Source organism: Mesorhizobium sp. P2_C7 (assembly GCF_056404515.1).
In genome coordinates, this window is sequence record NZ_JBFUDW010000004.1 from 109,542 (window position 1) to 123,631 (window position 14,090).

The following is a 14,090-nucleotide window of genomic DNA, read 5'->3' on the forward strand; positions in this document are numbered from 1 at the left end:
ACGATTGACAATTGCCAGATCGCTTCCTAGCTTGGCCCGGCCGCCATGCCTCCGTTATGTTCGGAGCGCATATGCGGGAGGATGACGATGACTGGAAAATTGCAGTTCGAAGCACTGTCGGTCGAGACGCTCCCGAGCCGTCTTGGCGACAACGAGGCGTTGCGCGCGCGGATCGGCAAGGACACGAGCGCGTGGAAGGTCCGCGAGGTCGGCGACGGCAATCTGAACCTGGTGTTCATCGTCGAAGGCGCCAGCGGTGCAGCGGTGGTCAAGCAGGCCCTGCCCTATGTCCGCCTGGTCGGCGACAGCTGGCCACTGCCGCTGAAGCGCTCGTTCTTCGAATACCATGCGCTGACCCGGCAAGAGGCGCGCGCGCCGGGCTCGGTGCCGGCGATCTACCATTTCGATGAAGGCCAGGCGCTGATCATCATGGAATATCTGTCGCCACACATCATCCTGCGGCGGGCGCTGATCGAAGGCCGGCAGCTGCCGAACATTGCGAGGGATATCGGCCTGTTCATGGCCCGCACCCTGTTTCGCGGCTCCGACCTGCATATGGCAGCCAAGGACCGCAAGGCCGACCTGGCGCTGTTCGCCGACAATGTCGAACTCTGCGACATCACCGAGAACCTGGTGTTCTCGGACCCCTATTTCGACGCCAGGATGAACCGGCACACCAGCCCGCAATTGGACGACCTCGTCGCAGAGCTGCGCGCCGACCGCGACCTCAAGGTCGAGGCACAAAGGCTGAAGCACATATTCGCCGCCAATGCCGAAACGCTGCTGCATGGCGACCTGCATTCCGGCTCGATCATGGTCACCGACAGCCAGACGCGGATGATCGATCCGGAGTTCGCCTTTTACGGCCCGATGGCGTTCGATGTCGGCATGCTGCTCGCGAATTTCTGGATGTCCTTCTTCTCGCAGCGGGGACACGAGCAGAGTGGCAAGCGCGACGCCATGCGCGCCTATCTGCTCGCGGTGACCGTCGAGACTTGGGTCGTGTTCCGCGCCGAGTTCTCGCATCTGTGGCGCACCGAGCGCACCGGCATGCTCTACCAGAAAAGCCTGTTCGAGGATCAGGGCGACAGGCTCGGCGCCGAACAGGCGCTCGACCATGTGCTGCACCAGATCTGGACCGATCTGCTCGGCTTTGCCGGCATCGAGGTCCACCGGCGTATCCTCGGCCTCGCCCACAATGCCGATTTCGAGACCATTGCCGACGAGGATCTGCGCGCCAGTTGTGAGGCCAAGGCGCTGAAATTCGGCCGCCACCTCGCCGTCAACCGGCGGCAGATCCACAGCATCGACGAGGTCAATCACCTGGCCGCGCTGATTGAACAGGAGAGCAGCATTTGAACGTCGGCGACCGCCACTATCGCACCATCTGGCTGAGCGACGACGCGCGTTCGGTGGAGATCATCGACCAGCGCTGGCTGCCGCATGATTTCCGCGTCGAGAAGATCGACACTGTCACCGGCATCGCCACAGCGATCCGCGACATGTGGGTGCGCGGCGCGCCGCTTATTGGCGTCACCGCTGCCTATGGCGTCGCCATGCAGATGGCGGACGATCCATCGGATGCCGCACTTGATGCGGTCTGGGAGACCTTGCACGAGACGCGCCCGACGGCGATCAATCTGCGCTGGGCACTGGACGAGATGCGGCGCTTCCTCAGGCCGCTGCCTCCCGAACAACGGGCAGAAGCCGCCTATCGCCGCGCTGGCGAGATCGCCGACGAGGATGTCGGCCTCAACCGCGCCATCGGCGAGAACGGTCTCGCCATCATCAAGGCTATCGCGGCGCGCAAGCCGAAGGGCGAACCGGTCAACATCCTGACCCACTGCAATGCCGGCTGGCTGGCGACCGTCGACTACGGCACTGCCACCGCGCCGATCTACCTGGCAACCGAGGCCGGCATTCCGGTCCACGTCTATGTCGACGAGACAAGGCCGCGCAACCAGGGCGCCCAGCTGACCGCATGGGAGATGGCTGGCCATGGCGTGCCGCACACGCTGATCGTCGACAATGCCGGCGGCCACCTGATGCAGCGTGGCGAAATCGACATGGTCATCGTCGGCACCGACCGCACCACCGCCGACGGCGATGTCTGCAACAAGATCGGCACCTATCTCAAGGCGCTTGCCGCCGCCGACAATCATGTGCCGTTCTATGTCGCGCTGCCGTCGCCGACCATCGATTGGACGGTGCATGACGGGCTGGCCGATATACCGATCGAGCAGCGCTCGGCCGACGAGGTTTCGCTGGTCTGGGGCAAGACCTCTGCCGGCGAGATCGCCCAGGTGCGCATCTCGCCCGAGACGACACCCGCGGCGAACCCGGCCTTCGACGTGACGCCGGCGCGGCTGGTGACCGGCCTGATCACCGAACGCGGCGTCGCCAAGGCATCGCGCGAGGGCCTGAAGGCGATGTTTCCCGAGCGCGGCTAGAGCAATCCAGGAAAAATGTGAAACGGTTTTCCGTCCGGAATTGCGTCAAAACAATGAGTTAGAGCAGGTTGCCGGTTCCGTGAACCGGTAAACTGCTCTAAGACCCGGCTTCGAACGCAACGCTAATAAAGCGGCTTGCTCATGTGCTTGGGCGTCGGCCACGTCGCGGTCACGCCCGGCTGTACCGGCCGCTCGAGATAGGTCGACAGCACCACGTAGCTGCGTGTCGAGGTGACGCCCGGCGTTTCGTAGAGGCGTGACAGCAGGCCTTCGAGTGCTCTGGTGTCTTCGGTGCGGACTTTGAGCAGCATGCAGGTGTCACCGGCGACGGTGTGGATTTCCTCGACTTCCGGATACTGTGAAACCGCCATCAGTTCCGGCGTCTTTCCCCAGCCCTTGGTGTCGATGTGGACGAAAGCCAGCAGCGGCTTGCGCACCGCGTGGGGATCGATGATTGCCGCGGTGTTGCGGATGGCGCCGCTGCGCCGCAGCCGCTTGACGCGTTCGTGCGCCGCCGGCGGTGAAAGCCCCACGCGATCACCGAGTTCGGCATAACTGACGGTCGCGTCATCGACCAGGACGCCTAATATTTTTCGGTCAATTGCGTCGAGCTCACGGGCCGCAGACCTATTCTGCGGAATGCCATCTGTTTCTTCGTCCATGCTGAAATCTCCGGTTGCCGCAGAATTTAATGCGGTCATTATGGTCATATGTCGAACGCTGATCAAGTTGTACCATTGGCCGCGAACGCCCGGGCGCCCATCCCGGCGCTCGCTTATCTGTTGACCGGATGCATCGCCGTGATCGGCTCGAATTCGCTTGTGCTGGGCCCGATCGCACCGGCCGTGGCCGCGTCGTTTGCGACCAGCGTACCGGTGGTCATGATCGCGGCTGCCGTGTTCGGCCTCGGCACCTCCGCAAGCGCCCTGTTCCTGGCACGCTACATCGACCGGATCGGCGCCCGCCGGATGCTGCAAGGCGCATTGCTGTTGCTGGCGATAGCGCTCGTCGCCAGCGCGGCGGCACCGACGGTGATGATGCTGGTCGCGGCACAAATGCTCGCCGGCATTGCTGCCGGTGTCGCCATGCCGGCCATCTATGCCAGTTCCGCGGCCATCGCGCCGCCTGGCCGGGAAAGCGGCACGATCGGCGTCGTGCTGACCGGATGGACGCTGAGCATGGTCGCCGGCGTTTCGCTGTCGGCCGTGCTTGCCGATCTCGTGCATTGGCGCGCCGTTTTCGCCGCGGTCGCGCTGCTGGCAACGCTTGCCTTGGCCGGTCTTACACTGTCGTCACTGAGCGACGCCAGGAAGAGTGGCCCGGCGCCGACGCCACTGGAGGCGTTCGGCATTCCCGGCATCGTGCCGCTGCTCATCGCCTGTGCCGCCTTCATGACCGCCTTCTACGGCGTCTATGGCTATCTCGGTGATCACCTGCACAGCGGATTGGGGAGACCGGTCAGCGCCAACGGATGGGCAGCACTTGCCTATGGCATCGGCTTCGGCACGGCTGCTCTCCTCGACGGCGTCATCGATCGCCTGGGCGCCCGTCGCGTCATGCCATTTGCCTATCTTCTTGTCGCCGTCGTCTATGTCGCCATGGCCGCGACGAGTCGCAGTTTCGGCCTGACCATCGCCATGGTGGCGGTCTGGGGGCTTGCCAACCATTTCGGACTGAACGTCCTGGTGATGCGCCTGTCGGCGCTCGATGCTTCGCGGCGCGGCACGATCATGGGCTTGAACAGCGCGGTGACCTATCTGGCGGTGTTTGTCGGCACCACGGGCTTCGGCCCGCTCTATTCCAGCTTCGGTTTCGCCACCTGCGCGGCGGTTGCGGCATTGCTCATGCTGGTTGCCGCTTCGGCGGCGGCGTGGCGCACGCGATAAAGCGGTTCATCGTTTCGCGGAAACGCCGCTCTATCTCTTCCTTTTTTGACGCAATTCCCAAGGGAAAACGCTATGCGCTTTCCCGGGAAAACCGCTTCACGCTTTTCCTGGAATTGCGCCAGTTGACAGACTGTATTGGCCATCCGTCTTTCACACGATTGACAGCGGCGCCCTGCCCTTTCATACAAACGGCGTTAATGTTCTCAGGGCGGGGTGAAAGTCCCCACCGGCGGTAAGGGTTTCGACCCAAGCCCGCGAGCGCTTTCCGGCAAAATCGGAGAGGTCAGCAGATCCGGTGTGATTCCGGAGCCGACGGTTAGAGTCCGGATGGAAGAGAGCGAACGGAACACGGACCGTCTCGGCGGGCCGGATTTCGTATCGTGCGTCCTGATTCTGGTTCGAAACGGAAGGATGGACCCATGAATCAGCATTCCCACAAAGACTATGAAACGACCCGCATCGCCGTCATTCGCGCGCGCTGGCATGCCGACATCGTCGACCAGTGCGTGCAGGCCTTCGAGGCGGAACTGGCTGACATCGGAGGCGAGCGCTTCGCCGTCGATGTCTTCGACGTTCCCGGCGCCTACGAAATTCCGCTGCACGCCAAGACCCTGGCCGAGACCGGCCGCTATGCCGCGATCCTCGGTACGGCGTTTGTCGTCAACGGCGGCATCTACCGGCATGAGTTCGTCGCCAGTGCCGTCATTGACGGCATGATGAATGTGCAGCTGTCGACCGGCGTGCCAGTGCTGTCGGCGGTGCTCACCCCGCACAACTACCATGACAGCGCCGAGCATCACCGCTTCTTCTTCGAGCACTTCACCGTCAAGGGCAAGGAAGCGGCCAATGCCTGCGTGCAGATCCTGGCGGCGCGGGAACTGATCGCGGCCTGAGATCGCCAAAACGGCCGGATTTCAGCCCTGCAACAAGAATTGCGATCGACAGAACCGCAGAAGGTTGCGGTTGGCCTGAAATCCGGCCAGAAGCATCAGGGGCCGACCGGCGACCGGCCGGCCCGCGACGTTGCGCTTGAAACCAGATACGGGAGACTATTGGGTGGCTCGCATAACACTGAGACAATTGCTCGACCACGCCGCCGAATACGGCTACGGCGTGCCCGCTTTCAACATGAACAATATGGAACAGGGCCTCGCCATCATGGAGGCCGCCGAGGAGACCAAGTCGCCGGTGATCCTGCAGGCGAGCCGCGGTGCTCGCGCCTACGCCAATGACGTCGTGCTGGCCAAGCTGATCGACGCGCTGGTCGAAATCCACCCCGACATCCCTGTCTGCATGCATCTTGACCACGGCAACAACGAAGCCACCTGCGTCACCGCGATCCAGTACGGCTTCACATCGGTGATGATGGACGGATCGCTGAAAGAGGACGGCAAGACGCCGGCCGACTACGCCTACAATTCCGGCATCACCCGGCGCGTCGTCGATATGGCGCATTGGGGCGGTGTTTCCGTCGAAGGCGAGATCGGAGTGCTTGGCTCACTGGAGAGCGGTGGGGGCGAGCAGGAAGACGGCCACGGCGTCGAAGGCGAGATCAGCCACGACCAGCTTCTGACCGACCCGGAACAGGCGGTGGAATTCGTCAAACACACCCATGTCGATGCGCTGGCGGTTGCCATGGGCACCAGCCACGGCGCCTACAAATTCTCGCGCAAGCCGGACGGCGCGGTGCTGGCCATGAACGTCATCGAGGAGATCCACCGCAGGCTGCCGAACATGCATCTGGTCATGCACGGCTCGTCCTCGGTGCCCGAGGATCTGCAGGAGATCATCAACAAATATGGCGGCCAGATGAAGCCGACCTGGGGCGTGCCGGTCGAGGAGATCCAGCGCGGCATCAAGCACGGCGTGCGCAAGATCAACATCGACACCGACAACCGCATGGCGCTGACCGGCGCCATCCGCAAGGTGCTGACCGAGAATCCGAGCGAGTTCGATCCGCGCAAGTACCTGACGCCGGCCATGGCGGCGATGAGGAAGCTCTGCAAGGAGCGCTTCGAGCAGTTCGGCACCGCCGGCAATGCGCAGAAGATCAAGCCGCTGCCGGTGGCCGAAATGGCCAAGCGCTACAAGTCGGGCAGTCTCGACCCGAAATTCGGCTGAGCTCGATCAACCATCCAGAGCCGCCAAGCACATGCTGGCGGCTCTGAAGGCTGTTGTGTTGTGCTTCATTCCGGCGCCTCTGCCTCGGCGCGGACAAGCTTGATATCGGCGCCGGCCGCCCATGCGCCGATATCCTCGCGCCGCAATGCCGCCGCCATCATGTCTGGAAACAGATCCGGCGTGCAGGCGAAGACCGGAATGCCGAGCGCGGCAACGGAGCCTGCCATCTTGGGGTCGTAACCAGGCCTGCCCTGGTCGGTCAGCGCCAGCAGCACCACGACATTGACGCCGGATCGAACAAGTGCTGCCAGCCGCTGCAGCAATTCCTGGCCGTTGCCGCCTTCATAAAGGTCGGTGATCAGCACCATATGCGACTTGGTCGGCCGTTCGATGCGCTCCGCGCAATAGGCGACGGCCTGGTTGATGTCGGTGCCGCCGCCCAGCTGCACGCCGAACAGGACTTCTACGGGATCGCTGAGCTCTTCAGTGAGATCGACGATGGCCGTGTCGAAGCAGACGAGCTTGGTCCGCACGACCGGCAAGGAGGCCATCACCGCGGCGAATATCGAGGCGTAGATCACCGAGCTTGCCATCGAGCCGGATTGGTCGACGCACAGCACGACCTCGTCCAGATCGACCAGCCGGCGCTGTTTGCGCATGAAGCCGACCAGCTTCTCCGGCACGATGGTTTTATGCTCGGGCTGGTAGTGGCGAAGGTTGGCCGAGATGGTCCGCGGCCAATCGATGTCGCGCTGGCGTGGCCGATTAGTGCGTTGCGACCGGTCGACCGCGCCGCGTATCGCCTCGGCCGTCTTCTGCTCCAGCCGCTGCATCAGCTTGGCGACGATATCGGCGATGATCGTTCGGGCGATGTCCTTGGTCTTTGCCGGCATGACCGAGCGTAGCGAAATCAGGTCGGCAACGAGATTGACGTCGGCCTCGATCGCCTTGAGGAACTCGGGCTCCATCAGCATCTGCTTGAGGTTGAGGCGTTCGAAGGCATCCTTCTGGACGATCTGCACGACCTGCGCGGGAAAGAACGACCTGATATCACCCATCCATTGCGCGACCCTAGGCGCCGAACGGCCGAGCCCGCCGCGGCGCCTGCGCGGGTCGGCAGCCGCATCGCCGGCGCCATCGCCATAGAGTGCATCGAGCGCCGCAGAAAGCCGCTTGTCCGTGTCGGAAAGCGAAGTCGACTTCTCGTCATCGGCGCCGATCGCCAGGCGCCAGCGGCGCTCGCGTCCGTCCTCGGTGGCGGGTTCGTTCATTTCGGCCGCGTCATCCATTGCCGTCATCGCCCGTCAGCAAGGGTCCAAGCCGTTCCAGATGCCGGCGCCATGCGGCGTCGCCATCCGGCGTCGGTGTCAGTCCGGCAGGCAGGCGTGCGGCGCGGCCGAGCACCGCTTCGATCAGCCGCCGCCGCTCCATCGAGTCCAGATGCGAGAAGACCCGGCGCAGCAGCGGCAGATGCGCAATGAAGGCATCTTCGTCGAGGGATTGGAGCCAGGCATCGACCGCTCGGCGCAGTGCCTCGTCATAGATGAGCCGTTGACTGGCGGTGCTGAAGAAGCCTTCGAAGAACCCTGCGGCCTCCATGACCGGCGTTCCCGGCGACAGGCGCCGCGCGATCAGGCCGGCTGCGGCGTCGGCGGACAGATGGCCGGCTTCGTAGAGCAGATGCGCGGCGCAGCCTGCCACCAGCGCCGTCGATCGGGATCCATCGAGCACCGCAGCCAGTCCGTTGCGCCAGCCGTCCAGCACGTCTTCGCCTGGCTCGACCAGCCTGATCGCTTCATCGGCCTTGCGCATCGCGCCAACCAGCGTCGTCGAAGCCTGGTCATCGAGGTCGCGGGCGGCATAGGCGAGTGCTATCCCGCCTTCGATGATCAGCCGCTCCAGCAGACCGGACAGGCGGGCCGTTTCCGTCTTGCGCGCCTCGCCATAGCGGATGATGCCGGCGAGCGGCGGCACCGATGCCAGAATTTCCAGGCACTCGCTGCTGTGCGCCGCGCGTTCCTCCAATGCCACGAGACCGGCGGTCGACGCCTCGGACAGGTTTGCCGTGATGGCGCCCTGAACCAGTCCCGCCAGCGCGTCGAGAGAGGCCGACGCGCCGATCATCTGGATCAGCCGGCCATTGGCGGCCTTATCGATGGTCGGCCCATAGATCAGGTTCTCGACCAGGCGAACGGCATATTCCGGCTCCCACGAGAGCGCCCATCGCTCGCGAAAGGTGCCGCGGCTGCGTCCGCTGTCGGTCAACTTGCCCCAATGCACGCCAAGCACGTTCAGCCGGTGCAACAATGTCGAACGAAACAGCCCGCTTTCGCTGCGCAAATCGATCGAGAGTTCGCGCTCCAGCGCCTCGGGCTTCAGCCGCGCCGCCTTCTGGTTGCGCTGCAGATCCTCGATCAGCGGCGCCATTGGCGTGTCGGGCGGAATTTCACCGACATCGGCGCCCAGCAGCAGCTCGGCTTCGACCAGCGCCCAAAGCAGCGCTTCGCCGTTGAACAGGGCGGCGATCGCGGCATCGCGCAATTCCTCGAAACCAGGCTTTGGCCGCTCACGGATCGCGGCCAGCGCACGCGCCAGCCGTTCGGCTTCGATCAGCGAAGCGGTCGAGACCATATGTCCCTTGCCTCTCAGCACCGCCGCGATCATTGCGAGCCACAAGGTTGCCGCGTCGTGGCGGCCGCGCGTGCGCCACAGATGCTTGCACCAGCCGGGCGCGACGACACCAGCGCCATAGCCGAACCCCAGGGCCAGGCGTGGCCCCGTCCATGGCGCCCAGGTCATCGTGCTCTTGCGCCGGGCGAGCCCCTTGAGAAGGGCCTGGTCCTCTTTCTGCGGTCGCGTCGCTAGCAATGCAGGCACATGCCAGGCGCCGCAAACGACTGCGATCGGCCCCTCGAATTCCTTGCGCGCGGCGGTGATTTCAAGCCGCATATGCGCTTCACGCCTGGCCTCGAATTCGGCTAGCGGGCCCTCGCCGTCGCGTAGCGTCGTCATGGCATCGGAAATCGCGGCAAAGATGGGACCCGGCTGCGGGTTCTGCTCGATGATATCGGACCACCAGCTCTCGCCATCTTCATAGCCGGCGGCTTGCGCCAATGTGCCGATCGGGTCACGCACATGCTGAGCCATCTCGTTGTCGGCACCGGATTCCGCTTCGCCGGCATCGGCATCCTCACCATCATCAACCGCCACAACCCGGGCCGATGACGGCAGGTCGATGAACCGCAAGGCCGCATTGTTGGCGACAGCCCACAGGGCCGCCTGGTATTCCGGCGAGAACTCGGCGAAGGGCCAGAAGCTGGTCGAAGCCGGATCGTCTTCCGGATAGCAGAGCAGCGCCACCGGCGGCTGCATTTCGGGCCGGGCAAGCAGCGGCAGCAGCGCGGAGGCATCGGCCGGCCCTTCGATCAGCACGGCGACCGGTTTCAAGTCCTGCAACGCCTGCACCAGGCTGTCGGCGGAGCCGGGCCCGTGATGGCGAATGCCGAAATAGGAAACGTCGCTCAGCGCCATGGCGTCAGATCGCCGCGTTCAAGGCCGCGTAATAGCCGGCATAGTCCGGCCGCTTCTTGAGCACTGTTTCCAGATATTCTTCCAGCACCAGCTTGTCCTGCACCGGATCCTTCACGATCGCGCCGACCAGGCTGGCAGCCAGGCCTTCTGCGCCGAGCTTGCCGCTGTCGAACCAGGCCGCCTGGCTGAGGCCGCCAACCAAGGTGGCGATGGCCTCCGCCGTGGACAGAGAACCGGACGATGTCTTCAACGTCACCTTGCCATCGGCGGTGGCACCGGAGCGCAATTCGCGGAAGATGGTCAGGACGCGGGCGATCTCCTCGCCGACATTCTTCGGCACCGGCAGGTCGAGGCCGCCGGCCATCTCGCCGACCCGCTTGGAGACGATCGCCACTTCTTCCGCCATATCCTCGGGCAACGGCAGCACGACGACATTGAAGCGGCGCTTCAATGCCGATGACAGCTCGTTGACGCCCTTGTCACGGTTGTTGGCCGTGGCGATGATGTTGAAACCGCGCTGCGCGTAGATCGACGTGTTGAGTTCCGGGATCGGCATCATCTTTTCGGACAGCACGGTGATCAGCGTGTCCTGCACATCAGAGCCCATGCGCGTCAGTTCCTCGAGGCGGCACAGTTTTCCGTCCTGCATGGCGCGGTAAAGCGGGGTCGGCACCAGCGCCTCCTGGCTCGGGCCCTTGGCCAGAAGCTGCGCGTAGTTCCAGCCATAGCGGATCTGGTTCTCGTCGGTACCTGCCGTGCACTGCACGATCAATGTCGAGTCGCCCATGATGGCGGCGGCGAGATGCTCCGACACCCAGGATTTGGCGGTGCCTGGGACGCCGAGCAGCAACAGCGCGCGGTCGGTGGCGAGCGTCGCCACGGCGGTCTCCATCAGCCGGCGGCGGCCGACATATTTTGGCGTTATCAGCGTCCCGTCGTCGGCCTTTCCGCCGAGCAGATAGGTGAGAACCGCCTTGGGCGAAAGGCTCCATCCGGCGGGCTTTTGCCGGTCGTCATTGCGCGAGAGGGCCTGCAACTCGGCGGCGTAGGCCTGCTCGACCGGAAGACGGATGACTGCGTTCATTTGCTGTTCTCCCGAGTGATCATGTGTCGATTCCAGGCCCGGCCAATGCCGCATTGAGGCGCAGGAGACCGAGCGAAGGCGCCGCCGGCGCCATGCCGGCCGCAACGACATCCCCGATCAATTTTTCCGCCGTCGCCGCTGTCGCCAGAAAGCCCAAATTTTCCAGTGTCTGGTCGGCGCTTCGCTTCACCGGCTCGTCGTTTCCCGCAACCGCGGAACGCAATGCCGGGAGCGTCTGGCCGTTTGTCAGGTCGACCCATTCCAGCCAGCCTGCTTCGATGCCTTCGACCTGGATGAGCGCGTGAAGATCGTACGTGTCTTTCAGGATTTGTCTGATCAAGACGCGCTTCCTGCCGCTGTCCAGGCGCGCCATGAGATGGAGGACGAGAAGCGCCGGCTTGCCGCCTCCGGCGCCAAGCGTATCGGCCAAATGCGCCACCGCTGCATCACTGCCGGACACCGAGACCATTCGAACGAGGAAGAGATCGGCATTGTCGTCGACGCCGAACTGCCATGCCCCGAGGAAATCGGACTCGGTAACGCCGAAGTGGGCAGCAAGATCGCCCAGGTAACAGGTGGCAAACAAGTCGCCGCGGCGTGCTTCCTGCGCGGGCGCCTTGAGTCTTATCGGTGTATAGGTGGTGCGGCGGCGGATGAAGCCGGATTTGCCTTCCGCGATGAAGGCGGCGAGCTCGGCTGTCGGATCTTCCGTCCCGTCATCGCCTGGGTTGCCATGCTCTCCCAACCTTGCCAGCAGCCGGCCAGCCAGTTCGCGCACCCTGCCGGAGCGATCGGCAGAGAGGCTCTTCAAGAATGGCACGTCATCGGCGCCCAAGCCGAAGCGCATGAGTTCGATGAGTGCAGATCTGATCTCCGCCGGCTCACTTGATCCCTTGGCCTCGATCAGTTGCCTGGCCAGCGCCGGAGCGGTGCGGCGCATATCGGCCAGCGCGGTACGGCGCGCAGCGGGATAGAAATCATCCCAGGTTTCCACGGTCAGTTGTTCCCGGCGGGATTGTTTCTCGCCATCCACACCTGCTTGCCAATCGACCCAGGGGGCATAAACGTCCGGACTTTCCTGATACGACGCAGAGGGCATCCAATCCATTGGATGCAGCACGAAGCCTCGGCTGGCGACGAGCGTGGCCACGCGTGTCTTGGTCCTTGCGTCAGTTGCATGCTTCAGCGCGGCTCGCAAAAGCGGCCGCAGCCGCTCCGGCAGCATGGGCAAGGCAAGTTCAGGCAGTGGCGGGCGTTGTTTCAGCATCTTCGGCGCGGCTGGCCGCAAGGCAACGTCGAGGGCCTGCGCGGCGATTGCCAGCAACCGGCGCTCGCGCTCGTCGGGGTTTGCACTGCTGGCGATCTGCTGCCATGCAGCCGGAGCCAGGTCGAAGGTGGCGCCGCCGGTTATCCAGCAGTCGCGCATGGTCGCCAGGCCGGTCTGCTCGATCTCATTCATGACAGATCCAGCCTCCCGAACCCGCTTTGCGCCGCCAGGAGTTCAAGCCGGCTGCCGTTCCAAAGTGCGGCCGTTGCCTTGAGGTCCAGCCCAAGCAGCGTTGGATTGACGGTGTCGGCGATTGGCAAGGCGATGCCGTGCGGATCGCCGGCGGCCTGCCACCAGGCGGCACCGCGATCGTCCAGCAGGATCGCTCCGGGCGGCAGCATGACGGGGCAATCGGTAACCCAGGGCGCGGCGTCCTGGCGGGCAACATGGGCCGCCAGCGGATCCGACGCGTTAACGCCGAAATCGGGCCACGCGCCGGACGAGACGTCACCCCTGCGGTCCGCCACCAATGCCCGCAGCGGCTGGCGCGCCGGATAGAAGATCAGCCGGGCTTCGAAACGATCGCCCGGCGTGAACGCGTTCGACCGGCGACCGGCCGACGCCGGAAAAAAGTCGAGCAGCAGGGCAAATTGCGAGCTGGCGCTGTTCAGGTCGAGCAGCCAGGTCGAATGGCTGACAAGACCGTCACGGCGAGATTCGATCTTCTCGCCGATAACTTCCCAAGCGCTTTCGACCTGGGTCGCATCGCGATTGGCCAGCACCTGTTCGCGGCTCTCGGAGGTCGAGACGAGCCGCCTCAGTTCCGGGTCATCGGGTGCCGACCGCCAGGCTTTGGCCAGCAGCACAAGCTTGCCGAGTTCGCGGATCGCCGCGTCCGGCCGTTCCTCGCTGCGCAACGCCATCAACCTAGACGGTATCTCGTCGATGCGGCCGGCAAGTGCCGTCGCCTTCATGTCGACCAGCCGCGCGGCAATCCGGCGGCAACGATCGCTGCTGTTGTCGACAAAGCCGGCAAGGCCAAGCCGCAACTGGTCGGCGATCCATTGATCGAGTTCATCCAGTCCCGCCGACACGGCGGATCGCGTGTCTTCTGCCCGCTTGCGCTGCGCTGCCTCGCGGCGCTCAACCGCGGCCGCGTCCTCGACGACAGAGCTTTCGTCGCGCGCGGCTTCGCCGATGCTCTTGCCTCCCGCACCTTGTGTCGGTTCCACAGGTTGCGACGTGGTCTTCCTGCGACGGCTCAGCCAATCGTTCACCCATTCCGGCGTCGAGCCGGCCGCGGCAAAGCTGGCCGGCGTGGTGGCGGCGATCCACATCAGCGCCAAAGTGTGCTTGCAGGGAAATTTCCGCGACGGGCAGGTGCATTTGTAACCATGGTCGCCGGTGTCGACGACCACGCGGTAGGGATTGGACCCGGAACCCTGACATTCCCCCCAGATGAGAGCCAGCTCTTTGTTCTTTTCGAGCCGGGGCCAGTTCGATTGCTTGGTCAACTTGGAAGCGGCGCTCAACGACGCCTGGTCGGGCGCAAGCGCCTCGATGGTTTTCAAGTCAAATTCCAAGCCGCGCCTCTCGTCGCTCGAACGAATGCCGGTTGCCAGTATAGATGGCCGTCTGTGAAGGATTCTTGTAGCAGCAGAGGGATAGGGACCGATACAGCGGGCCGCAAGTTAGAGTGCGCTGAGCAAAGCCGATACGCAGGCCACAGCGTTGTCAGGCAACATTTGCCA

The 14,090-nt window shown here is 64.1% G+C and carries 11 protein-coding genes and 1 riboswitch; of the genes, 5 read left to right on the top strand and 6 right to left on the bottom strand.

What is annotated here, in order from left to right:
• Positions 1-87: 87 nt before the first annotated feature.
• Both mtnK and mtnA read left to right on the top strand, forming a co-directional pair.
• On the top strand, positions 88-1,359 hold the full coding sequence (gene mtnK, locus AC1D2G_RS10495) for an S-methyl-5-thioribose kinase (protein WP_477393809.1): 1,272 nt from the start codon (positions 88-90) through the stop codon (positions 1,357-1,359).
• Positions 1,356-2,450, top strand: coding sequence for an S-methyl-5-thioribose-1-phosphate isomerase (mtnA, locus tag AC1D2G_RS10500; protein WP_477413759.1), 1,095 nt, complete (start codon positions 1,356-1,358; stop codon positions 2,448-2,450). Before mtnK ends, mtnA begins: the two co-directional genes overlap by 4 nt.
• A gap of 122 nt (positions 2,451-2,572) precedes the next feature.
• Here the strand turns inward: mtnA and AC1D2G_RS10505 are convergent, their stop codons facing one another.
• Complete coding sequence (locus AC1D2G_RS10505) at positions 2,573-3,112, bottom strand: Lrp/AsnC family transcriptional regulator (RefSeq protein WP_095088168.1); 540 nt, start codon at positions 3,110-3,112, stop codon at positions 2,573-2,575.
• Between the two features lie 48 nt (positions 3,113-3,160).
• On the opposite strand from AC1D2G_RS10505, the gene AC1D2G_RS10510 reads away from it, so the two are divergent.
• From AC1D2G_RS10510 to fba, 3 genes are all read left to right on the top strand, one after another.
• On the top strand, positions 3,161-4,336 hold the full coding sequence (locus AC1D2G_RS10510) for an MFS transporter (RefSeq protein WP_477413761.1): 1,176 nt from the start codon (positions 3,161-3,163) through the stop codon (positions 4,334-4,336).
• Positions 4,337-4,531: 195 nt separating this feature from the next.
• Positions 4,532-4,679: riboswitch (FMN riboswitch) on the top strand.
• Positions 4,680-4,755: 76 nt separating this feature from the next.
• A complete protein-coding gene (locus AC1D2G_RS10515) occupies positions 4,756-5,229 on the top strand; it encodes a 6,7-dimethyl-8-ribityllumazine synthase (protein WP_477413763.1) in 474 nt (157 codons plus the stop codon).
• Positions 5,230-5,392: 163 nt separating this feature from the next.
• Positions 5,393-6,457: a class II fructose-bisphosphate aldolase gene (gene fba, locus AC1D2G_RS10520; RefSeq protein ID WP_477225929.1), complete on the top strand. Its 1,065-nt coding sequence runs from the start codon at positions 5,393-5,395 to the stop codon at positions 6,455-6,457.
• 65 nt (positions 6,458-6,522) lie between these two features.
• On the opposite strand, the gene AC1D2G_RS10525 is transcribed toward fba, so the two are convergent.
• From AC1D2G_RS10525 to AC1D2G_RS10545, 5 genes are read right to left on the bottom strand one after another with little or no spacing between them, the layout of a single operon-like run.
• Positions 6,523-7,728, bottom strand: coding sequence for a VWA domain-containing protein (locus AC1D2G_RS10525; RefSeq protein ID WP_477413765.1), 1,206 nt, complete (start codon positions 7,726-7,728; stop codon positions 6,523-6,525).
• 10 nt (positions 7,729-7,738) lie between these two features.
• A complete protein-coding gene (locus AC1D2G_RS10530) occupies positions 7,739-9,988 on the bottom strand; it encodes a DUF5682 family protein (RefSeq protein ID WP_477413767.1) in 2,250 nt (749 codons plus the stop codon).
• A gap of 4 nt (positions 9,989-9,992) precedes the next feature.
• Positions 9,993-11,072 carry an ATP-binding protein gene (locus AC1D2G_RS10535; protein ID WP_477413769.1) on the bottom strand — a complete coding sequence of 360 codons (1,080 nt, stop codon included), beginning with the start codon at positions 11,070-11,072 and terminating at the stop codon, positions 9,993-9,995.
• Positions 11,073-11,091: 19 nt separating this feature from the next.
• The gene (locus AC1D2G_RS10540) at positions 11,092-12,531 is read right to left on the bottom strand and encodes a DUF5691 domain-containing protein (protein ID WP_477413771.1); all 1,440 of its coding nucleotides are present in this window, start codon (positions 12,529-12,531) and stop codon (positions 11,092-11,094) included.
• On the bottom strand, positions 12,528-13,910 hold the full coding sequence (locus tag AC1D2G_RS10545) for an SWIM zinc finger family protein (RefSeq protein ID WP_477413773.1): 1,383 nt from the start codon (positions 13,908-13,910) through the stop codon (positions 12,528-12,530). The genes AC1D2G_RS10540 and AC1D2G_RS10545 overlap by 4 nt, the downstream gene beginning before the upstream one ends.
• Positions 13,911-14,090: the final 180 nt, after the last annotated feature.

What these genes read in the sequence shown, in the direction of transcription:
- AC1D2G_RS10505 (WP_095088168.1), bottom strand. Translation starts at nt 3,112, where the DNA reads ATGGACGAAGAAACAGATGGCATTCCGCAGAATAGGTCTGCGGCCCGT.
- AC1D2G_RS10515 (WP_477413763.1), top strand. Translation starts at nt 4,756, where the DNA reads ATGAATCAGCATTCCCACAAAGACTATGAAACGACCCGCATCGCCGTC.
- mtnK (WP_477393809.1), top strand. Translation starts at nt 88, where the DNA reads ATGACTGGAAAATTGCAGTTCGAAGCACTGTCGGTCGAGACGCTCCCG.
- AC1D2G_RS10535 (WP_477413769.1), bottom strand. Translation starts at nt 11,072, where the DNA reads ATGAACGCAGTCATCCGTCTTCCGGTCGAGCAGGCCTACGCCGCCGAG.
- AC1D2G_RS10525 (WP_477413765.1), bottom strand. Translation starts at nt 7,728, where the DNA reads ATGAACGAACCCGCCACCGAGGACGGACGCGAGCGCCGCTGGCGCCTG.
- AC1D2G_RS10510 (WP_477413761.1), top strand. Translation starts at nt 3,161, where the DNA reads ATGTCGAACGCTGATCAAGTTGTACCATTGGCCGCGAACGCCCGGGCG.
- AC1D2G_RS10530 (WP_477413767.1), bottom strand. Translation starts at nt 9,988, where the DNA reads ATGGCGCTGAGCGACGTTTCCTATTTCGGCATTCGCCATCACGGGCCC.
- AC1D2G_RS10540 (WP_477413771.1), bottom strand. Translation starts at nt 12,531, where the DNA reads ATGAATGAGATCGAGCAGACCGGCCTGGCGACCATGCGCGACTGCTGG.